The sequence below is a fragment of the Arcicella sp. GW822-FHT02H01 genome (assembly GCF_058802005.1).
The window spans coordinates 3,933,049-3,954,671 of sequence record NZ_JBXANT010000001.1 but is presented as its reverse complement, the minus strand read 5'-3'; the positions used below and the strand labels follow the sequence as shown (position 1 = coordinate 3,954,671).

General features: G+C 34.8%; 19 protein-coding genes. 5 read left to right on the top strand and 14 right to left on the bottom strand.

Features of this window, described 5'->3' with window-relative positions; all coding sequences use genetic code 11:
• Positions 1 to 79: 79 nt before the first annotated feature.
• The 3 genes from AC1RNE_RS16505 to AC1RNE_RS16495 form a co-directional block, all read right to left on the bottom strand.
• The gene (locus AC1RNE_RS16505) at positions 80 to 580 is read right to left on the bottom strand and encodes a hypothetical protein (protein ID WP_492802332.1); all 501 of its coding nucleotides are present in this window, start codon (positions 578 to 580) and stop codon (positions 80 to 82) included.
• 129 nt (positions 581 to 709) lie between these two features.
• Complete coding sequence (locus tag AC1RNE_RS16500; protein ID WP_492802330.1) at positions 710 to 2,896, bottom strand: S9 family peptidase; 2,187 nt, start codon at positions 2,894 to 2,896, stop codon at positions 710 to 712.
• A gap of 174 nt (positions 2,897 to 3,070) precedes the next feature.
• Complete coding sequence (locus AC1RNE_RS16495; RefSeq protein ID WP_492802328.1) at positions 3,071 to 3,610, bottom strand: hypothetical protein; 540 nt, start codon at positions 3,608 to 3,610, stop codon at positions 3,071 to 3,073.
• A 129-nt stretch (positions 3,611 to 3,739) separates the two neighbouring features.
• Between AC1RNE_RS16495 and AC1RNE_RS16490 the strand changes: the two genes are divergently transcribed.
• On the top strand, positions 3,740 to 4,750 hold the full coding sequence (locus AC1RNE_RS16490; RefSeq protein WP_492802326.1) for a LuxE/PaaK family acyltransferase: 1,011 nt from the start codon (positions 3,740 to 3,742) through the stop codon (positions 4,748 to 4,750).
• Between the two features lies 1 nt (position 4,751).
• Here AC1RNE_RS16490 and AC1RNE_RS16485 read toward each other — a convergent pair whose 3' ends face one another.
• The 4 genes from AC1RNE_RS16485 to AC1RNE_RS16470 all read right to left on the bottom strand — a co-directional run bounded on the left by AC1RNE_RS16485 (position 4,752) and on the right by AC1RNE_RS16470 (position 7,100).
• Entirely contained in the window at positions 4,752 to 5,162 is a 411-nt protein-coding gene (locus AC1RNE_RS16485) for a molybdenum cofactor biosynthesis protein MoaE (RefSeq protein ID WP_492802324.1), read from the bottom strand.
• 99 nt (positions 5,163 to 5,261) lie between these two features.
• Positions 5,262 to 5,750, bottom strand: coding sequence for a dihydrofolate reductase (locus AC1RNE_RS16480; protein ID WP_492802323.1), 489 nt, complete (start codon positions 5,748 to 5,750; stop codon positions 5,262 to 5,264).
• Between the two features lie 19 nt (positions 5,751 to 5,769).
• Positions 5,770 to 6,606, bottom strand: coding sequence for a formyltetrahydrofolate deformylase (gene purU / locus AC1RNE_RS16475; protein ID WP_492802321.1), 837 nt, complete (start codon positions 6,604 to 6,606; stop codon positions 5,770 to 5,772).
• 89 nt (positions 6,607 to 6,695) lie between these two features.
• Entirely contained in the window at positions 6,696 to 7,100 is a 405-nt protein-coding gene (locus AC1RNE_RS16470; protein WP_492802319.1) for a GNAT family N-acetyltransferase, read from the bottom strand.
• Between the two features lie 378 nt (positions 7,101 to 7,478).
• On the opposite strand from AC1RNE_RS16470, the gene AC1RNE_RS16465 reads away from it, so the two are divergent.
• Positions 7,479 to 8,711 (top strand): isocitrate dehydrogenase (NADP(+)), encoded by a 1,233-nt coding sequence (locus AC1RNE_RS16465; RefSeq protein ID WP_492802317.1) that lies wholly within the window; start codon positions 7,479 to 7,481, stop codon positions 8,709 to 8,711.
• A gap of 236 nt (positions 8,712 to 8,947) precedes the next feature.
• On the opposite strand, the gene AC1RNE_RS16460 is transcribed toward AC1RNE_RS16465, so the two are convergent.
• The 7 genes from AC1RNE_RS16460 to AC1RNE_RS16430 all read right to left on the bottom strand — a co-directional run bounded on the left by AC1RNE_RS16460 (position 8,948) and on the right by AC1RNE_RS16430 (position 17,965).
• Positions 8,948 to 10,159, bottom strand: coding sequence for a sensor histidine kinase (locus AC1RNE_RS16460; RefSeq protein WP_492802315.1), 1,212 nt, complete (start codon positions 10,157 to 10,159; stop codon positions 8,948 to 8,950).
• A gap of 248 nt (positions 10,160 to 10,407) precedes the next feature.
• Positions 10,408 to 11,778: a sigma-54-dependent transcriptional regulator gene (locus tag AC1RNE_RS16455; RefSeq protein ID WP_492802313.1), complete on the bottom strand. Its 1,371-nt coding sequence runs from the start codon at positions 11,776 to 11,778 to the stop codon at positions 10,408 to 10,410.
• 252 nt (positions 11,779 to 12,030) lie between these two features.
• Complete coding sequence (locus AC1RNE_RS16450; protein WP_492802311.1) at positions 12,031 to 13,182, bottom strand: ABC transporter permease; 1,152 nt, start codon at positions 13,180 to 13,182, stop codon at positions 12,031 to 12,033.
• A gap of 153 nt (positions 13,183 to 13,335) precedes the next feature.
• Positions 13,336 to 14,580: an ABC transporter permease gene (locus AC1RNE_RS16445; protein WP_492802309.1), complete on the bottom strand. Its 1,245-nt coding sequence runs from the start codon at positions 14,578 to 14,580 to the stop codon at positions 13,336 to 13,338.
• Positions 14,581 to 14,604: 24 nt separating this feature from the next.
• A complete protein-coding gene (locus AC1RNE_RS16440; RefSeq protein ID WP_492802308.1) occupies positions 14,605 to 15,267 on the bottom strand; it encodes an ABC transporter ATP-binding protein in 663 nt (220 codons plus the stop codon).
• Positions 15,268 to 15,269: 2 nt separating this feature from the next.
• Positions 15,270 to 16,718 carry a TolC family protein gene (locus tag AC1RNE_RS16435; protein ID WP_492802306.1) on the bottom strand — a complete coding sequence of 483 codons (1,449 nt, stop codon included), beginning with the start codon at positions 16,716 to 16,718 and terminating at the stop codon, positions 15,270 to 15,272.
• Positions 16,718 to 17,965 (bottom strand): efflux RND transporter periplasmic adaptor subunit, encoded by a 1,248-nt coding sequence (locus tag AC1RNE_RS16430; RefSeq protein ID WP_492802304.1) that lies wholly within the window; start codon positions 17,963 to 17,965, stop codon positions 16,718 to 16,720. The genes AC1RNE_RS16435 and AC1RNE_RS16430 overlap by 1 nt, the downstream gene beginning before the upstream one ends.
• Before the next feature lie 337 nt (positions 17,966 to 18,302).
• Here AC1RNE_RS16430 and dgt point away from each other — a divergent pair, with 337 nt between their 5' ends.
• The 3 genes from dgt to AC1RNE_RS16415 all read left to right on the top strand — a co-directional run bounded on the left by dgt (position 18,303) and on the right by AC1RNE_RS16415 (position 21,338).
• The gene (dgt, locus tag AC1RNE_RS16425) at positions 18,303 to 19,688 is read left to right on the top strand and encodes a dGTP triphosphohydrolase (RefSeq protein ID WP_492802302.1); all 1,386 of its coding nucleotides are present in this window, start codon (positions 18,303 to 18,305) and stop codon (positions 19,686 to 19,688) included.
• A gap of 229 nt (positions 19,689 to 19,917) precedes the next feature.
• Positions 19,918 to 20,685 carry a DUF4262 domain-containing protein gene (locus tag AC1RNE_RS16420; RefSeq protein WP_492802300.1) on the top strand — a complete coding sequence of 256 codons (768 nt, stop codon included), beginning with the start codon at positions 19,918 to 19,920 and terminating at the stop codon, positions 20,683 to 20,685.
• Between the two features lie 185 nt (positions 20,686 to 20,870).
• Positions 20,871 to 21,338, top strand: coding sequence for a hypothetical protein (locus AC1RNE_RS16415; protein ID WP_492802298.1), 468 nt, complete (start codon positions 20,871 to 20,873; stop codon positions 21,336 to 21,338).
• The last annotated feature ends 285 nt before the right edge of the window (positions 21,339 to 21,623 follow it).

The window sequence follows — 21,623 nt, the reverse complement described above, 5'->3', positions numbered from 1 at the left end:
TGGGCTTTAGCTATCAAAAAGGGCAAATTCATTTTAATGAATTTGCCCTTTTTGATATTACACGACTTAGAAAGTCGTGCTACTGTTTGGTGGTTTTTTCTTCTTTTTTCTCGGTATTGACTGAAAATCCTGTTCGGTTTACGATTTTCCACTCGCCTTTTATTAATTCCATTATTCTCAGTTCTTTGGTTACTACCTTTTTACCGTCTATGGTTTTTGTTTGGTCAAAGCTTAGCCATACATAGGTTGGATTTACTTTCCTAAAATTAAAATTCTCTCTGGTATAGCTTGCTTTAGTCGCTTTAGGATTTTGACTGAAATAAGTATTAACAAACTTGCTGATATTATCCCAATTCTCTTGTTGTGCTGTTAATTCTTTATCCACTATAGCCCAATAAGTTTGTGCCGTTTGTCGATAACAAAGACTCCACTTTTCAACATTTCTTGCATTAAAATAATTAGCCTCATCAGCAATCACTTGCTTTATTTGTCCTTGTTCTTCAGAACTAGTAATATTTTGTGCAAAAGTATTATGCAGGCAAAGTAGACAAGCTACAAGTAATAAAAAACGAAGGTTCATAGTCAGGTAATGATTAAAAGGTATAATAATACTATTCTCAAAATTCTTTATCTCTAGCGAGTGACTTAAGTCACCCGCTAGAGATAATTATTAGGTTATCGACAGTCAAAAGCTGAAGACTGATAGCCTTTATAAATTCTTCTCAATAAAATTAGTCATCATCGTATAAAGGTGGAAACGAGTGTTCCCTCCATAAATACCATGATTCTTATTTGGATAATAAAACGATTGAAACTGTTTATTAGCTTTAATCAATGCTTCTTCTAGGGCTATTGAATTTTGAAAATGTACGTTATCATCACCCGTTCCATGTACTAACAAGAAATTCCCTTTTAAGTTTTTAGCATAGGTTACTGGCGAGTTTTCATCATAGCCTTTTGCATTCTCTTGAGGAGTTCTCAAGAATCTTTCAGTATAAATACTATCATAAAAACGCCAGTTAGTAACAGGAGCAACAGCGATGGCGGCTTTGAAATAATCAGCACCTTGGAACAAACAGTTTGATGACATATATCCACCATAACTCCATCCCTGAATCCCGATTCTAGTTTTATCTACATAAGGCAAACTTCCCCAATATTTTGCAGCTTCTATCTGGTCTTTTACCTCTAGTTTTCCTAGGTTTAGGTAGGTACATTTCTTAAAATCTGCTCCTTTCCCACCAGTCCCACGGTTATCTACACAAGCAACAATGTATCCTTTCTGCGCTAAATGCTGATACCAAAATGAATTAAAACTATCAAACTGATTTAATACCTGCTGACTTCCTGGTCCGCCATATAAAAACATGAATACTGGATATTTTTTCTTAGGGTCAAAATTAGTAGGTTTAATCATCCATGCGTTCAACTCAATGTTTTCAGATGTTGTAATGGTCATAAACTCCTTTTTGGCTAAATCATAAGTTTCAAGGGTTTTTCTTAGTTCAGCATTGTCTTCTAATACTTTTACTAACTGTCCCGAGAGGGCTTTGTGTAAACTTACTTTTACTGGGCTGTTCGCTGCCGAATGATTGAGGATGTAGTATTTAAAATCATTGCTGAAATTAGCACTATTCATACCCTTCTCTTGCGAAAGCTGTTTCTTGTTTTTCCCATCTAAAGCAATACTAAATAGCTGGCGTTCAGTATTAGATAATTCGGTAGATGTAAAATAAAGTGTTTTTGTCTTTTCATCTATCCCATAAAAATCATCTACTTCCCATTTCCCAGTAGTGATTTGCTGTATCAATTTACCTGTAATATCATAATGATAAAGGTGTTTGAAACCATCTTTTTCCGAAGATGCGATAAATGATTTTCCGTCAGACAAATAGGTTAAATCATCTGCAAAATGTTCAACATCTACATACGTTCTGCTTTCTTCTGTGTGGATTACTTTAGTATTGCCCGTTAAAGCATCAGCATGCAGAATATCCAAATGGTTTTGTAAACGATTCAATTTTGCGATAGACAATACATTAGCATCCTGTGTCCAACGAATCCTTGGCACATAAATATCAGTATCGAAACCAATATCCATTTTAGTACTTTTCACTTCATTTAGGTGATATACAGAAATAGCTACTTTTGAATTAGCTTCTCCTGCTTTCGGATACTTATAACGGTAGTCTGTAGGATATAACTTACCCCACATTTGCAAATTATATTCTGGCACATTGGTCTCATCAAAAGTATAATAGGCTATTTTCTTGCTATCTGGCGACCATTGAAAGGCACGAGCAAAAGAGAATTCTTCTTCATAAACCCAGTCGCAAGCACCATTGATAATTTGATTCCATTTACCATCATTCGTAATTTTTTGCTCTGTCATCGTAGCTAAATCAACAATAAACAAGTTGTTTTGACGCACAAAAGCTACTTTAGAACCGTCAGGAGAAAAAGTAGCAAACATTTGTTTACCTCCGCCAGAAAGCTGAACAAGTTTCTTTGTTTTTAAATCATATACAAAATTTTCTTCTTTCGAACTACGACGATAAATAGGCTCAGACTCTGTACTTATCAATAATTTTTGTTCATCCGCAGAAAGTGCGTAGTCATCTATTACTATTTTTTTTCCTAGATTCTCTACACTTACGGCTTCATTAAAGATTGTCTCTACTGCTGAACCATCTGTCACTTGATACTTGATAACTTTGCCATTATCAAGGGCAGTATAAAATGCACCATCTTTCATCCAATTGACATTCTGTACTTGTTTTTGGTTGAAAGTATATTTAGTCCAAATGTCTTCTAAGCTAACTTTCTTTTTTTGTGCGAATACAGGTGTATTCACAGCATAAATAATGATGAAGGCAATATAAAGCAGTTTTTTCACGAATATTGTGGGTCTTGAATGTTGATTGGTTAATTTTTGGAAAAGTTTTCTATGTTTATTGTCAAAGATAAAAAAAATAGAGTAAAAAGGCAGTTACAAAGCTTGATTAAGCTAAAACAAAATTGGCATGACCGAAGCCATGCCAATTTTGAGCGTAATATTTTATAGTTGATTTTATTTAAAAATAACAATCTCTGGGGTTTCAGTAGTATTACTTGTGTTCATCGCCCTGTCTTTAATCGTAACTTCAAACTTCACTGTATCCTTTTTACCAGTTAGATTAGGAATCCCTGCGAAGTTAAGGTATTCAAAATTAACAGAGTAATCTACTACTCCTTCGATAGGGCCAGCCTTAGTGCCATCTTTTAAATGAAATAAAATATTCCCTCCAAATTTCACACTAGGGTCGCTCAATATAAACTTGCCATTCTTTTTTACATATAAATCAATCAGGTAAGTTCTGACATCTAAACCATATTTTTTTTGCAACGCTGCAAACTCCTGAGCATTAAACCCTAAGTCACCATCACCATCTTGAAAGTTAATAGAAATAATCACAGAGTCTTTCTTGGTAACCCCCAACTGAGTTGGTTTCTCTGTGGTGATAATACGAAGATTATTATATGAAATACTGGGTATATTACTAAAATCTGGTACGCCCGTACAAGAAAACATAAGCACTAAAAAACTAAAGATGTATAAGTTCTTTCTCATAGCATTTAAAAACATTTTAACGGTATAACGATTTTCCTCGCTTCCTTGTTGTTTTATTGTTCTGTAAAGTTAATGATTTGCTTAATTTTGCGGAACGATATTAGATTGATTTCACGAATCGCCCCAAAAATGATAACATCAGCACAATTAAAAGCAAGCGTACTCAACGTAAATACACAAAATTTTGATGACTTGGCACTAAACATTTTCCGTTTTCAAGCCCAAAATAACGTTACGTATGCAAAGTACTTAAAATATCTACAAGTTGATGTATCAAAGGTTCAATCAATCAAAGACATTCCATTTTTACCGATTGAGTTTTTCAAGACTCAGACTATCCTCAGCGGTGAAGTACAACCAAAAGTAATTTTTGAAAGTAGCGGAACGACAGGGCAAAATACATCAAGACACTTGGTAGCCGACCCTGATTTCTATTTGCAAATTGCGGAACAGATTTTTGAAAAATTCTATGGTAAACTCGCTGAATTTCAAATTCTTGCATTGCTCCCTTCCTATCTTGAGCGAAACAATTCTTCTTTGGTATATATGGTCGAGCATTTTATCAAACAAAGTAAATCGCAAGATTCAGGGTTTTATCTCAATAATTACAATGAACTAGCGACTACCTTAAAAAGAATTGCCTCAGAGGATTCTTCAAAAAAAATATTGTTAATCGGGGTTACCTTTGGTTTGCTGGATTTTGCAGAAGCTGGTTTAGATTTATCTTTTCTTCAAATATTTCAACACTTAACGGTGATGGAAACAGGCGGTATGAAAGGACGAAGAAAAGAATTGCTCCGCGAAGAAGTACATGAAATACTGACGAATGCCTTTTATGTCGATAAAATTCATTCAGAATATGGCATGACCGAATTATTATCTCAAGGCTATTCTTTTGGTGAGGGCATTTTTGATTTGCCAGCTTCGATGAAAATCTTATTAAGAGATGTAAACGACCCTTTCAATGTTGAGCATCAAACCAGAGGAGGTATCAACGTTATTGACTTAGCCAATGTGGATTCTTGCTCATTTATTGAAACCAAAGACCTAGGCTCGTTTATACCTGAAACTGGACAATTTAGGGTATTAGGCAGATTTGACAATTCGGATATTCGTGGTTGTAACCTGATGATTTTATAAATCAAGGGTGGGCTTCTAGCCACTCTTCACCATCTTTATAAACTTCTCTTTTCCAGATAGGTACTACTTGTTTGAGGGTATCGATTAGCCATTGACAAGCTTCAAAAGACGCAGCTCGGTGTGGTGTAGAAACAGCAATTACCACGGCCACATCACCAATTTCTAACGTTCCTTTGCGATGGACTATTACAATTTTTTCAATCTCCCATTTTTCTCTGGCTTGGTCGGCTAATTCTTGCATTTTTTTTACCGCCATTGTATCATACGTTTCAAAGATTAGTCTTACTACTTCTTTGGCATTATTATGATTTCTGACGGTTCCAATAAATACATCTACTGCTCCCGCACGTTCTGACTGTGCGGCATCAATACAAGCTTGAATATCAATGGCTTTGTCGGCTATTTCTATCATTTAAAATATTCGTTTAGTTTAAAGAAAATCTTGAAAAGTGTTAACGCACTAAAAGCGTAAACATTAATTTTCAAATCAACACATCTTCAAATTTCCAAATTATTTCTCTAATTCCACAAAAGAGTATTTATATAAATGCTTTTCGTCGGTTTCGTGGTCTATCCTACTTACTTCTTCCCAAACATTTTTATCAAGTTCTGGAAAGAAAGTATCTCCTTCAAAAGCATGATGCACTTCTGTCAGATAGATTTTATCTGTAAAAGGCAAGGACAGGCGATAAATCTCTGCACCTCCAATGATAAAGGCTTCGTTATCTTCTATCTCACTAGCTGCTTCGATAGCATCTTCCAAAGAATGAACAGTGATACAGCCTTCCACTTGAAACTCAGGATTTTGGGTAATGATGATAGAAGTACGATTTGGCAAGGGCTTACCGATAGATTCAAACGTCTTACGCCCCATAATCACTGGATGCCCAGTTGTAAGTCGTTTAAACATCTTTAAATCTTCAGGCAATCGCCAAATTAGTTGATTATTATGCCCGATAACGCCGTTTTCAGCAACGGCTACGATGATTGATAATTTCAATGTAGTTTGATTTAACTTTTTACTCAAAAATAATCGTCTTATTCCCATGAATAAACACACGGTCTTCAAAAACAAATTTCAAGGCTTTGGCCAAGACTATTTTCTCTACATCACGCCCCGCCTGAGCCATCTCTAAAGCATTTTTGGTGTGGTCTACTCTTGTGATGTCTTGAAAAATAATTGGTCCTTCATCTAAATCATCTGTGACAAAATGCGCTGTTGCACCAATGATTTTTACGCCTCTGTGATGTGCTTGTTTATACGGATTGGCTCCGATAAAAGCAGGTAAAAATGAATGGTGAATATTGACAACTTTCTTACTGAACTTCTTTGTAAATTCTGGCGTGAGGATACGCATAAATTTAGCAAGAATCAGATAGTCTGGTGAGTAGCTTTTTACCAATTCTTCAATCTGTTTTTCATGTTCAGCACGGGTAATTCCCTCCGCTGGAACATGATGAAATGGTATATTAAATTTCTCAGTAAGCGGACGCAGTACCTCATGATTGCCAATGACTGCTAAAATATTAAATGGCAAATCGTTGAATTCATTTCTAATCAATAAATCTGAAAGGCAGTGGTGTTCTTTGGTAACCAATACCACTACATCTTTTACTTGTTTAGTAGTAAGGTCGATATTAGCGGTACTTGGCAGGATTCCCCTTAGTCCATCTTCAATTCTTTCAGGGTCACAGTCGCCAGAAAAAGCTACACGCATGAAAAAAAGATTGTTATCAACATCTACAAACTCGTCGGTACGTTCAATATTAAGGTTATTAAAAAAAAGTACTCCTGTAATTTTATGAACAAGTCCCTTTTCGTCGGTACAATCAATTCTTAATATATAATCAGTCATTTTTAATTAAAATTAAATTTGGGTTGTCAGTGTTTTACTCAAAACATAAACGCTTGATGTGGGTTCGATTCCCACTGGTGTCGTAAAGATTAAAATATTTTACTCATCTTCACAAACTCGATTCCATCTTTTGTCCAAGTTTCCGACACGATTTCAAAACCAAATTTTTGATAAAACGGATAAGCACTTACTCTAGCATTACACCAGAGATTCTTTATATGTTGTTTTTCACATGCTTGAATCAATGATTGAAGTAATACAGAACCATAACCTTTACCTTGATGAGCTACTTTTGTAGCAAATTTTCTAAACTGGGCATTTTCTTCTTCTAAAAATAAGGATACAACAGAAAGCAATTCAGCATTTTCGAATACTCCAAAATGCAATCCTCTTTCATCTTCTTCCAATTGCACATAAGCCAACGGTTTATCTGGCCACATTACGCTTTGTCGGATAGACCAAGTATCGCTAGGATTTATTTTTCTGACTTCCACAAACACAATTGATTAAAACCATTCTGTTTTAAATAAAATACAAAGTAAGTAGATTAATTCTTATTCTTTTCAAAGCCTTTGTTACTATTTTGGTTAAAAGGCTTTTTCTAAAGGTATTTATATCAGTAATGATGTATTTTAAATCAAAAACTGAATTTTCGGTTTATTAACAACCCTAATTTCCAATATTTTTATTTTCAGGTACTTAAAATTGGATTTTTTTCAAGCCTTGACCAATCTATATAGAATTTAGAGAAACAAAACACATTCCGTATTAATTCATTGATTACCTTTGCCCCAAAATCATTCTTTAAATAAAAGAAATTTGAATTAATTCAAACAATTAAAGTTCAAAATTCCCAATTAGCATATTTCACAATGGAAAAAATTAAAGTTGCGAACCCTGTCGTTGAATTAGATGGCGACGAAATGACTCGAATTATCTGGAAATTCATTAAGGATAAGTTGATTACTCCTTACTTAGATGTAGATATTAAATACTACGATTTAGGCATGGAATACCGTGACGAAACTAATGACCAAGTTACGATTGATGCAGCAAATGCTATCAAAGAATATGGCGTTGGTATCAAATGTGCTACAATCACTCCAGACGAACAACGTGTTGAAGAGTTCGGCTTGAAACAAATGTGGAAATCGCCAAACGGAACAATTCGTAATATTTTGGATGGTACTGTTTTCCGTGAGCCAATCGTTTGTTCTAACGTTCCAAGATTAGTACCAAACTGGACAGCTCCAATCATGATTGGTCGTCACGCTTTTGGTGATCAATACCGTGCTACTGACTTCTTAACAAAAGGAAAAGGAAAATTAACAGTTACTTTCACGCCTGAAGATGGTTCTGAACCACAAACTTTTGAAGTATTCAACTTCAAAAACGACGGTGTAGCATTAACAATGTACAACACTGACGAGTCTATCCGTGGTTTTGCTCACTCATGTTTCAACATGGCATTAAGCAAAGGATGGCCTTTATATTTATCTACTAAAAACACCATCTTGAAAAAATACGATGGTCGTTTCAAAGATATCTTCGAAGAAATTTACCAAGCAGATTACAAAGCAAAATACGAAGCAGCAGGCATAACTTACGAACACCGTTTGATTGATGATATGGTAGCTTCTGCATTGAAATGGAATGGTAATTTCGTTTGGGCTTGTAAAAACTATGATGGAGACGTTCAGTCTGACACAGTTGCGCAAGGTTTCGGTTCATTAGGTTTGATGACTTCAGTATTGATTACTCCAGACGGAAAAACAATGGAAGCTGAAGCAGCACACGGAACGGTTACTCGTCACTATCGTGACCACCAAAAAGGGAAACCAACTTCAACTAACCCTATCGCTTCTATCTTTGCTTGGACTCGTGGTTTAGAGTTCCGTGGTAAATTAGATGGTAACGATGAGTTAATCAACTTCTGCCAAACTTTAGAAAAAGTTTGTGTTGAAACAGTTGAATCTGGTAAAATGACTAAAGACTTAGCAGTTTGTATTCACGGAAATAAAGTGAATCATGGCGAGCATTATTTATATACTGAAGAATTCTTGGCTGCATTAGATGAAAATCTTAAAGCTGCTTTGGCGAAATAATTTTCGTTTTTCTTTAGCATACAAGCATGAGTCATCCCGATTTTTTTTTGTATAATGAGTTTTAAAGAGTTCTGAATTTATTCTTGTCCTTACTTTTTGTCTTGATACAAAAAGTAACAAAAAAATCAAGAATTCCTAAACTCGCTCCGCTCAAACAGTAGGAATTCGGGGAATGTCAATCACAAAAAAGCGGTCTAAACTAGTTTTAGACCGCTTTTTTTTATGATTTTGAAGTATTACAAATGATATTCAATTACAAATTCTGTCCAACCGTCAGGTTTTGTTTGTAAAGAAAAATTGAAGCCGTGATTATTCAGTATCTCTCTGCAAAGCATTAGACCAATGCCTTGTCCTTCTGGTTTATCACTAAAAAATGGAGTAAACAACTGCTGTTCAATGGCTTTGGGAATAGGCTTTCCATTATTAGCAATGACGATTTGAGTATCATCAAGGCTAATTTTAATGGTTTTATCACTACTTCCCTCACAGGCCTCAATGGCATTTTTTAAGACATTCACCAATACTTGCTCTATTTGCCCTACATCTACTAATATAGCTCTTCCTTCGCCCTTATAATTACTAATTATCGAAATACCTTTTTGCTCTATTTGTAGTCGCATCAGTTGAACAGCATTTTTGATAATGCTAGCGATATTCCTTTCTTCTTTATTAGGCAAAGGCAGACGGACAATATCAGCAAAACGCCTCATAAAAAGATTCAAACGGTCGTTGCGTTCAGTGGCTACCCTTAACGCATTTGATAAATCATCATCTTCAATATATTTTTTGGTTACTTCCAGAATAGAGTTTACTGCCCCTATTGAATTGTTGACTTCATGAGCCATCATCCGAATTACCTTGCCATAGGCTTTCTTTTCCGTCGCTAGAATTTCGGTGGTTAATTCTTCAATGAGTAAAAATGGACGTGCAAAGCCCCTATCCATAAAAAACGAGCGTTGTATCTTATAAGTAGCCAAGCCATTTAATTGTACTGTTTGTGCTTCTTTGTTTGCTAATAATAGTAAATGAGGAATAATAGGATGGGGAATCTGACTTAATGCTAAAGTATTTGATAAATATTCAGGCAAAGAAAAAAGCTCTTGTGCCTTGGGGTTAGTCTTAACGATATTTCCGTCAAAGTCTAAAATGATAATGGCTATTGGCGAAGCTTGAATGAGTTTTTCCAGAAAAAAATGTTGTTCAATTACTTGTAGGCGTTCTTGACGGAGTTGGTCTATCATGGCATTATACACAGCTATCAGTTCATCCATTTCGTACTTGCCCACTGGTTTGAATTTTACCGCAAAATCTTGGTCTTTAATAGCTTCTGCTCCCATCAACAAGAATTTCAGTGGCTGAATAAAGTCTTGATACAGCTGAACAGCAATGATTAATGAGGCAAGAACTAATAGTTCAGAAAGGATAAAATAGAGCTTGTTTTCATTCAAAAGCCGAAACGTTAAAAAGATAATAACGGCATGAATGAGCGTAACAAAAATGATATATTTTACTTTTAAGGACAAGAGAATAGTTGTGATTGAGTGAGTTAGTGAATTAGTGATTTTTTATGAGTTGTGAGTTAGTGAATTGTGAATTAGCGAGTTTTTAGTTGATTATTTTATAATTATGTAATAATCAGTCATAAATTTGCCCCTAAATGAAATAAATCACTAACTCACAACTCACTCATTCACAATTACTCCACAAACGGTATATTAAATTTTTCCAACCTTCTGTACAAAGCAAAGCGAGTAATGCCTAGCGAACGAGCTACTTTTGATATTTTATTTTGATGAAAAGCCATTGCTCTTTGAATCATTAATAACTCTATTTCATCTAACGTCATCGTTCCTACTTCTGGTAGCATATTTTTACTATTTTGTATGGTATTGATAGAAATATTCTTTTGAAAATCTTCAATCGCTAGTTCATCTTTAGGTGTCAGTAAAATTGTTTTTTCAACTAAATTTTTCAGTTGACGTATATTGCCTGGTAAAGGTAAAGATTTCAGCCAATTGATAGCTTTAGGAGCAATTGTTAAATATGGACGCTCGTAAATAGTTTTTAGGTTATTGACAAAATAAATGGCGAGTGAAGCAATGTCATCGGGTCTTTCTCGTAAAGCGGGCAATTTTACTGAGATGAGGTTGATTCGATAAAATAAATCTTCCCTAAAAGTATTGTTAGCCACCATTTCTTCCAAATTACGATTGGTCGCACAAATTACTCTTACATCTACTGTTTTGCTTTTACTACTCCCCAATGGTTCAAAGGTTCTATCTTGCAATACCCTTAATAATTTCACCTGACTGGATAAATCTAAATCACCAATTTCATCTAAGAATATTGTGCCTTTATTCGCCAACTCAAAACGTCCTATTCTATCAGATTTAGCATCTGTAAAAGCTCCGCGCATGTGACCAAACAATTCACTTTCAAATAAACTAGCCGAAACGCCTCCTAGATTTACTTTAATAAAAGGCTTGTTTTTTCTTTTACTATTTTGATGGATAGCCTCCGCAATCAATTCTTTACCTGTTCCGCTTTCGCCCGTAATCAACACAGGGGCATCTGTAATGCCTACTCTACCAATCGTTTCAAGGATTTCTAAGAGCTTTGGGTCTTCGCCCACGATGTGCTCAAACTGATATTTTTGGTCTAACTTCTTACGATTGAGCGATTGTACTTTTTGCTGAGAAAGATTCAGAATCGTGTTAATCGACTGGATGATATAATCGTTTTGCCACGGTTTAGTCATGAAATCTTTAGCCCCCAATTTCATTCCTTCAACAGCCAAATTGATAGTTCCCCAGCCTGTCAATAAGATAATAGCAATATCAGGAAAAGCTCCACGGATAATTTTCAATGCTTTTATCCCTTCATCTCCAGAAGTTTCAATCGAGAAGTTAAGGTCTAGTATAATTAAATGTGGTTGAAATTCTTCGATAACATCCATAGCCAAAACAGGTGAAGAGGTTGTCTTCACCTGAAAGCCTTCTTGCCGAAGCATCAACGAAAGGGATGTCTGTACGGCTATATCGTCATCAATGACTAATATTTTGTTCATATATTTTAGCTGTGAGCAATGAGCTTTGAGACTTGAGTTTTTTTATTTTAGCTTTCTATGAGCGTTAAGCTGTGAGCTGTGAGCCTTGAGTTTTTTTATTTTAGCTTTCTATGAGCATTGAGCGTTAAACTCTTGAATTCTCAACGCTCACGACTCAAAGCTAAATTCTATTATTCATATTTTTGAGCTTTGAACAATGAGCTTTAAACGCTTAAAAATCTCATGGCTCAAAACTCATAGCTCACGGCTAATTTACTGCTCATGCAAAGCCATTGCTGGTTGTATTTTGGCGGCTTGTCTGCTTGGGTGATAAGCACACAGCGTTACGATGCCGTATAAAATTACGATAGAAAGTGCTATTGCCATCCAATAAATACTAGCTTCTAAATTAAATACATTCATCAAAGGGAATTGTATGGCGAATAGTATTCCAATTAGCATTCCGAAAGTAGCAATTACCCACATTTCGCCAACAAACTGAATTTTGATATTGCCTGCTGTAGCACCCATAGCCCTGCGTACACCTATTTCTTCACGACGTTTGGCAATGTTTAAATTCAAAATTCCGAATAAGCCCATCGCTACATTGACTAATAAAAATACAGCAATAATCATAAAAATAATGACAGGCACTAAAGCTAAATTATGTTGATTGTGGCGTTGGTCTGTCAGATAACTTACTTCGGTAGTCCACTCTTTAGCAATTCCGCCAATATCTTTGGTAAGTTTAGCTTCAAAGTTAGCATCTGTCCCAACTTTTACTTTAATCAGTACTTTATCATAATCGTATTTATCATCTATCAAGGTAAAAATACAAGGTTCATTATTATCAAATTCACCTTTGGCTTTGAAATTTTCGATTACACCTACTATTTTTTGGTCATCGCCTATAATTTTTCCAATCGGATTTACTTCTCCAAACAAACCTTCTTGTGCTTTTTTATTAATCACCACAGGTCTGAATTTATCCACTACTCCTGCTTTTTTATACCAATTCCCAAGGATAGTTTTCATACCCAAAGCCTTTGCAAAAGCTTCATCTGTATGATAATAATCCCCATGAACAGAAGTCTTTTTATAACTAATATTACCATTACTGTTACTAAAAGAAAAAGGTGAGTTATTAGACATCCTTGAAACTACTTCTACTTCTGGATATGATTCAATTTTCTGGTAAATTGTATTTAATTTTCCAAGGATGGCTGTGGTATCTTGGTTTTTATTCAAGTCTAAAGCCCACACATTTTCATATTCAAAACCAATAGGTTCTAAATAGTTTTTGAAATTGTAACTAATCAGCGACATCACGCCAAAAAGTACTAAAAAGGAAATCCAAATCTCTACCATCAATAAAGTATGGTGGCGTTTTTTATTCCAGATGAGTTTAAATAAATGCTGTAGCATATTAATGAGTGATTGAGTGAATTGTGAGTGAGTGATTGTTCTTAGTTGTGAATGAGTGAGTTAGTGATTCTTGTTATTTGTCGAATTAAAAAACTCATTGCTCATTGCTCAAAGCTAAGATTCCGATAGCCGAAGTCCGACAGCTGATAGCCTCTACGAGCTTTTCAGTGCATCAATTACTTTCATTTTTGACATTCTGATGGCTGGTACTACGCCTGAGAGTAGGCCAAAAATCAAACAAACCAATAAACTGACGCCAAATACACTAAAATTAATCGTTAGGTCGGCATGAAGAATTAAACCACTTTCATTGAAAATACTGATGATGATTAGTGTAAGTATTAAGGCAAAAGAACCTCCAATCATGGTGATAAAGATATTTTCAATAATAAATTGCCAAGCCAAAGAACTAGATGGTGCTCCAAAAGCCTTACGAATACCGATTTCAGAAGCTCTTTCCATGATTCTACTCACGTTCAGATTCACTAAATTGATGGCGGGCAAACCCATCAACATTAATAAAATAAAGAAGATACCGATATAGACATAAATGTCTCGACCACCGTTCATAAAGCTATACAAAACAGTATCTACATAAGGCTGTGCTTTGATATCGATGATATCAAACTTTTGACCAAAATCCATAATTGGTAAAGGAATTCTTCTGACAGAAGCATCAAATTCATCTTGAATTGCCTTAAAATCACCTTTATTTTTAGCCAAAAATATGGCAGTAAAATTGCCTCGTAAACCTGTTTTTTGGTAATTACTTTTTGGCAGATTATAAGGAAAAAATACATCTGAAAAAGTCAAAAAACGGGTTACTGGTGCAGCTTTTACCACGCCAATGACTCTAAACTTTTCGTTGTCAATTTCAATGCTTTTACCAATAGCTGAAACGGTTTCGTCTTCAAAAAACTGTCTTTTCATGGCATCTGTAATCACTACTACATGTTCGCCATTAGCAATATTTTGTTCGTTAAAGGGCTTTCCTTCCAAAAATTCATAGTCAGTCACTTCCCAAAAAGTAGCGTCACAGAATTTTGTATTTACTTTGATTTTTTTGCCATTCAAGTACGAATTGGCAAAGCTTACAAAAGTAGAAAAACCTACTTTTTCAGGTGTTTTCAAAGATTTGATATGCTCTTTGATAAAACTATAAGATACAGGCCCTCCATTCATTGAAGTTCTAGCAGAATCTCGCAACGCCATACTCATGATATATAGCGACCTATCTCGCTTATTTTCAGGATAATGACTTCCCACCAAATGGTCTAGGAAAGAAGTAATGACCATCAATACCGTTAAAGTTAGGGTTATACCAAACAGCGTAATAAAAGTATAAAATGGATGCCTAAGCAGGACTTTCCATGCAATTTTAATATAATTGAACAGCATGATTTTTATATTTTAGAGGTTAAATTAAGATACTTGAGAACCATCAAAAAGGCGAATTAAGCGGTGGGTTTTCTTCGCCATGTTTTCGTCGTGCGTAACCATTACAATGGTACTGCCTGCATTATTTAATTCTAAGAGGATATTCAATATTTCATTCCCCATCGCACTATCCAAATTACCTGTTGGCTCATCTGCTAAAATGATTTCAGGGTTTCCAACGATAGCCCTGGCAATAGCAACACGCTGTTTTTGTCCACCTGAAAGCTGATTCGGAAAGTGTTTCATCCTGTTGCTCAACCCTACTTTTTCTAACGCCTCTTTTGCCGCATCTCTACGACTTTTGCTGGTTGAAGTACGATACAACAAAGGAATTTCAACATTATCTAAAATCGACAAGTCGTTAATAAGGTGAAAGCTTTGAAAAATAAACCCTATTTTCTGGTTGCGTAGAAAAGCCAAATCCTTATCCGTGAATTTTTCTACAGGTTTGCTATCAATGGCTATCGTACCTGTTGAAGGCTCATCTAATAAACCCATGATGTTCAAAAGTGTACTTTTGCCACACCCCGATGGCCCCATGATAGAGACAAATTCCCCTTTTTTGATATCTATATTGATATTGTTCAATGCCAATGTTTCAATACTACTAGTCTGGTAGACTTTCTCGATGTTTGTTAGTTTAATCATGATTATTTTCTAAGATTTAAAGATTCATTTTGTTCAAAATCGTATAAAGTATAATAACGTAATGTATAATATGCTTGCCAATAGTCCCTTAGGGCAATGATATAATCTCTTTTGGCGCGGTCTTTTTCTTGCAAGGCTATGCTTAAATCTGTGATGCTCAAATCTGCCAAAATGTACCTATCTTGGGCAATCTGATACCTTTTATTGGCTATTTCATCCGTTTCTGCGGTGAGTTTCACTTGCTTTTGGAGCATTTCAAAAAGCGTTACCTGTGTATAAATCTGTTGCTCAAAAGTCAGTTTATCTTGTTCCACACTTTGCTGTGTTAGTTGTAAATTGGCTTTCGCGGTTTCAGTACGAGCCTTAGACCTACCCCAATCCATAATCGGCAACGTAAATTGTATTTCGACAAACTCACGGTCTTGGGCATTTTTATAAATATCCAAAGGCCTTGCTCCACGATTAGATAAACCAAAAGCTACATTCAAAGAAGCATTCAACCCATTCTCGCTTTTAGCCTTATTCAAATCTCGCTCAGACTCTAAGATTCTTCGCCTAAAGGCAATTGCATCAGAACGACTATTTAAAGCCTCTTTGATAGCTCTTTGAGCATCAATCTCAAAGACTTTAATCTGAAAAGGAATATCAAGGTCTAATTTTGTGCTTTCTCTATATCCAATGTATGATTTCAATTGTAGCGTGGCTACCTCCGCTTGCTGTTTGGCAGAAGCTAAATCTTTCTGAGCATTCAGCACTGATAAACGCAATTGAAGGATATCATTTTCTGAAATCTTGCCCAACTCTAGTCTTTTCGATGCAATTTTATACAGCGTATCGTTATTACTTCTATTCTTCTCGGCAATTTGTAAATTGACCTGAGCAATCAATAAGTCAAAATAGTAACTACTCACATTCAAGGATACTTTTTCTAAGGACTCCAAAAATAGTTGCTGACTTTCTGAATATTTCAACGGCTCTATCTGTTTATCCCATTTCATGGCATTGAATCTAAAAAGCGGTTGCGTCAATCCAAATGCTACAGGTATGCCATTATAAAGCGTCGTATTTCTCTCGAAATCATCAAAGCGTTGAAGTTGCTTTTGCACATAAATCGTTCCTCCTGTTTTAGCAATACTTTGGCTAAGCGATAGCGTTAAGGTTGAATTATTATTAGAAACCGATTGAAAAGCTATGGTACCATCAGGTTGAAGCACTTGAATAAACGAGCGCGTAAAACTTGGTAATGCTCCGCTTAAACTCAATTGCGGTTTAAAATCAGCCTGAAACGATTTGAACCGCCAAAAATCTGTTTCTTTCTGCGTGGATGCTTGTTTAGCAGCAATGGATTTATCCTTAGCCATTTGCACGGCTTCGTCTAAGCTTAATTGTGTTTGCTGAGCCAACGATAAATTGCTAATAAACAATAAGATGTATCGTAAAGTGTTTTTCATTATTGCTCAATTTTAATTTCGTTCAAATGCTCATACTTGCTCAAATCCGAAATAATTACTTTTTCGCCTGCCTGAATACCACTTTTTATCTCTACAAAATCAAAATTGGAAAGCCCGATTTCTACTTCTCTCCTTTTGGCAATGCCTTTCTCTAATACAAATACAGAGGTTTTTCTTTTTCCATTAAACGCAGGTCCATTAGCCACACGAACGGCATTAGCAATGCGATTAGTAACCATAAAAACCTCCACCTTCATATTTGGACGTAGCGAAGCGTGCTTACTATCCTCTAAAGCCACTGAAAACTGAACGATGCCATTGGCTACTGAAGGTTTTATTTGCACCACCATTCCACGTAGTGACACTTCATTGATTTTTACAATCACGGGCATCCCTATTTTCAATTGGTCGGAATAAGTATCTGAACAAGAACCTTCTATTCTAAAACTGCCCAAATCGGCCAATTTAGCTAGCATTTCTCCTTCGTTGACGGCTGAACCGATTTTATCATTTACCCAAGTAAGCACGCCTGAACGGTCGGCAATGATATCTGCCATCGTGATTTTGTGTTGAAGTTCTTTCAAATTCTTGCTTTCTATTTCAGCATTCAATTCAGACTCACGCACATTTGCTCCAACAGACTTTCGGTGATAATTCAATTCGTTTTCTAATTGTGCTTTTTCTAATTCAGCAATCTTCAGAAGGTTTTCAGCTTTGGTTACGTCCTCTTGGGTTCTCCCTCCTACTTTTAGCAAGCGCTTGGTGTCTTCTAAATCCGCTCTAAGGCGATTAATAGTCAAGGATTTTATTTTATCGCTTATGTCAGCATCATAGATTTTTTTATCTAAATCCATTTTCAGCTTTCCAATGCTATTTTGCTTTAAAGCCAATTGATCTTTTAGTTTCTCCAACTCTATCATCGTCAGCGATTTATCTAAATCCATGATAGGCTGACCAGCCTTTAATGATGCCCCAGTGGTAAAAAACACTTTTTTGATACTTGCTTTTATCGGACTAGTAATCGTTTGTTCAAAAGCAGGGATTACTTCCCCCGATGCCGTTAAGGTATTTTCGATACTGCCCATTTCAGCCACAGCCGTTCTGATTTTTGAAGCTTCAATAGAAGATTGAAGAGAATTTCTAAAAAAGTAGAGTATCGCAATTAACGCTGACACAAACAACAAACCGATAAGCCACTTTTTAGATTTCCGTTGATTAATAAGGTTTTGAGAAATTTCTTTGTCCATAATACTGTTAGATTTGCTAATAGTATTCCAAAGACAATGCCAAATAATAAACAATTGATTATCAAACAATTATATAAAATTATAAAAGTAATTTATGTGCGATTTAGCACGGTTTGTGCGGGAAAGAACGGGCTATACTTACCGTATAATAAGTTTTGGAAAATTTATCATGTGATAATTTGTGAAGCTGGGAAGGTTTTGGTAAGTTAGATTATAATTAATTATTGTGCTATCCTTTAGTTTTTAATCCCGAAAGAAATATAAATATCATATTACAAATTACGAGTTACAAGCAATTGACTAAAACTCGCTGAAATCAATTTACATATTAACAAATATGAGTTTAACTTGGAACAACTGCTTTTCAGAGAAAAGATTTGGCTTTTCTTCTAGTGACCCTGACATTCGTACAGAATATGAAAGGGATTGGGATCGAATAATATTTTCTAGTCCATTTAGAAGACTACAAAATAAAACCCAAGTTTTTCCATTACCAGAAGAAGTTTTTGTACATAATAGGCTTACTCATTCTTTAGAAGTTGCAAGTGTAGGTAGGTCTTTAGGAAAAATTGTAGGGAGAAAATTAATGGATATTAAAGAGATTTCTTCAAATCCTAAAGCTAAAAGTTTTTATAGAAATAATTTAAAAAATGTAATTAGTGCTGCATGTTTAGCTCACGATTTAGGTAATCCAGCTTTTGGGCATTCTGGCGAGGAAGCAATTTCTAAATATTTTAAAAAGAGAGATACTACTAAATCTGAAGATATAAATTTCAAAAAATTATTTTCTGATAATGAATGGAAAGATTTAATCACTTTTGAAGGTAATGCTAATGCTTTAAGAATAATTACTCAAAAGCAAAAAAATAGATTTAAAGGAGGTTTTAGATTAACATATTCAACAATTGGTTCAATTATAAAATATCCTTGTGAATCATTAGCAAGTCAAGGGAAAAAGGGGAGTAAACACAGGAAGAAATATGGATACTTCAAAGCAGATGAGGAAACATTTCTTGACATTTGTAAAGAACTCAATATGATAGAAGAAAGTGAAAATGAATTATTATCCTTTAAACGTCACCCTTTTGTGTATTTGGTTGAGGCTGCTGATGATATTTGTTATAACATTATAGATTTTGAAGATGCCCACAGATTAAATATTTTAAGTTTTGATATTGTCAAAGATATATTTTTAGAAATTATATCTAAAAATCCAAAAGAAAACATTGAAGATATTAATCGTAAAATTACTGAGTTGAGTGATGATAAAAATGAATGTATTGCTTATTTAAGAGCTAAGTGTATAAACACATTAACATATAAATGTGCAGACGTTTTTTTCGAAAATAAAAATGTTATACTAAAAGGGGAGTATGATAATACCCTAATCGAAGATATTTTAGAAATTAAACCTCTTTTTGAGGAATTGACTAAAATTAATTATAAATATATTTACAACAATAGAAAAGTTGTTGAATTAGAAATAGCAGGCTTTAGAATTATGAGTGCATTAGTAGAAGATTTTGTTACATCGGCCTTAACGCCAAAACATGAACGAGAAAAAGAGCAAAACAAAATTTTAGAGTTACTACCAAATCAATTCAACTTTGATGAAACTGATTCACCATATCTCAAAGTAATGAAAATACTAGATTTCATTTCTGGAATGACTGACTTATTTGCATTAAAGCTTTACCGCAAATTGAGAGGGATTGAAATATAAATGTCAATAACTAATAATATATTTTACTGTCATTGCTATCCCTCGCTTGGCGTAGTGTTTCATTACGTCAGAGCGTGTTGCAATGTTACATTGCAAAAATGCAACGCATTTTATGTTTTTTTCAAGTTGTGTACCCTGCATACTACTAGACGTTGTGTTCTAAGAACACCTGACACTCTGACGTAGTGAAACAACACTGCGCCAAGCGAGAGTAGTACAAAATAACCAAATGACAACAGACAAAGAACATAACGGCATCAATAAAGACGACTTAGTTGAACAGACCAAATTAAATATTGACAAATTTGGTCTGCAAGTTATTATGGTGAGTTCAACAAGTTATTCTCCTTCTTTTGCTTATAGTATTGGTTTGTCACAGACTTACAATCACCCAGAGATAATTTGTTTTGGACTGCCAAATGACCTTGGACATGAAATAATTAATGATGTTGCTGAAATAATAAAAAATGGGGAAATTATAGAGATAGGAAAAATTTACACTGAAATATTTGAGAGTAATAAAGCGACATTTTTAAACGTTGACCAAAGAAACATAGACGGCTATTTTGGAGTAGCTTCAAATTATTATTACGGCAAAAAATTTGAAGCTTTGCACCTTATTTGGACAGACCGCAATGACAAATTTCCGTGGGAAGCAGACTTTGAAGAAGAATTTATTTATAAACAACCTTTACTCGACAGAAATGCTGATTTTAAATTTAGAGAAGAGAAAAACCTTTCGACTTTTACAACAAAACAATGGCTTGATGAACAAAAACCGATTTTACATGTGGTTCACGATAGTGATGGAGATTGGCAATTTTTAACAGGTGACCAACTACCAGAGGATATAAAAATTGTTGCTTTAGAAGAATTGGTTTTACATGACAACACCTTAAATGAAATTTTTGACCTTGAATATGGAGAAGAGGCTCAACGAGAAATGGTAGGTGGTAAATGGACAAGAAATAAAGTTAAATATGATGAATTATGCTAAGCGTTACCCTCGCTTGGCGTAGTGTTTCACTACGTCAGAGCGTATTGCAATGTTACATTGCAAAAATGCAACGTATTTGATAATTTTTTTAAGTTGTGTCCCCTGCATACCACTAGACGTTGTGTTCTAAGAACACCTGACACTCTGACGTAGTGAAACAACACTGCGCCAAGCGAGAGAGATATATGAAAAATAAAATATTTATTTTTTTGGGATTGTTCATTTTTGTTGGGTGTCAACAAAAATGTGAAATTTACAAATTAACAGTAGAGATTAAAGATAAAGATTATCTCAGATATACTGAATATTATGTAGTTGATAACCCTCCGGAAAGTCGGGATACTTTGATAAAATATATAGTAGATTATAATAGTAAGACTCTAATATCAAGACAAAATGAGATTAAGAAGTACACTCGTTTTATACAAGTTTTTTATCAAGAAACATTTGGAATAAATAGAAATTATAAACCAAGTTTTTTTTTCTTTGATATTGATGACATTAGAGAAACATACAGTCATGAAGAAGACAGAATTTTAACTCTTATTCATAAAATGGAAGAAGATAATTGTTTAAATTGTTCTAAGGCTCCATATTTTATTGGAGAGGGGAAATATAATGGTACAGGAAAATTTAATACAATAATAAAGTAACCCTCGCTTGGCGTAGTGTTTCACTACGTCAGAGCGTGTTGCAATGTTACATTGCAAAAATGCAACGCATTTGATATTTTTTCAAGTTGTGTACCCTGCATACCACTAGACGTTGCGTTCTAAGAACGCCTGATACTCTGACGTAGTGAAACCACTACGCCAAGCGAGAGCAACCCTTGCTGTTCTAAGTCTTTTCCGACTTAGAACCCCCTCGCTGTTCTAAGTCTTTTTTCGACTTAGAACGACAAATAAAATTGCTGTCTCCGACTGCAAAAGTATAAGGTC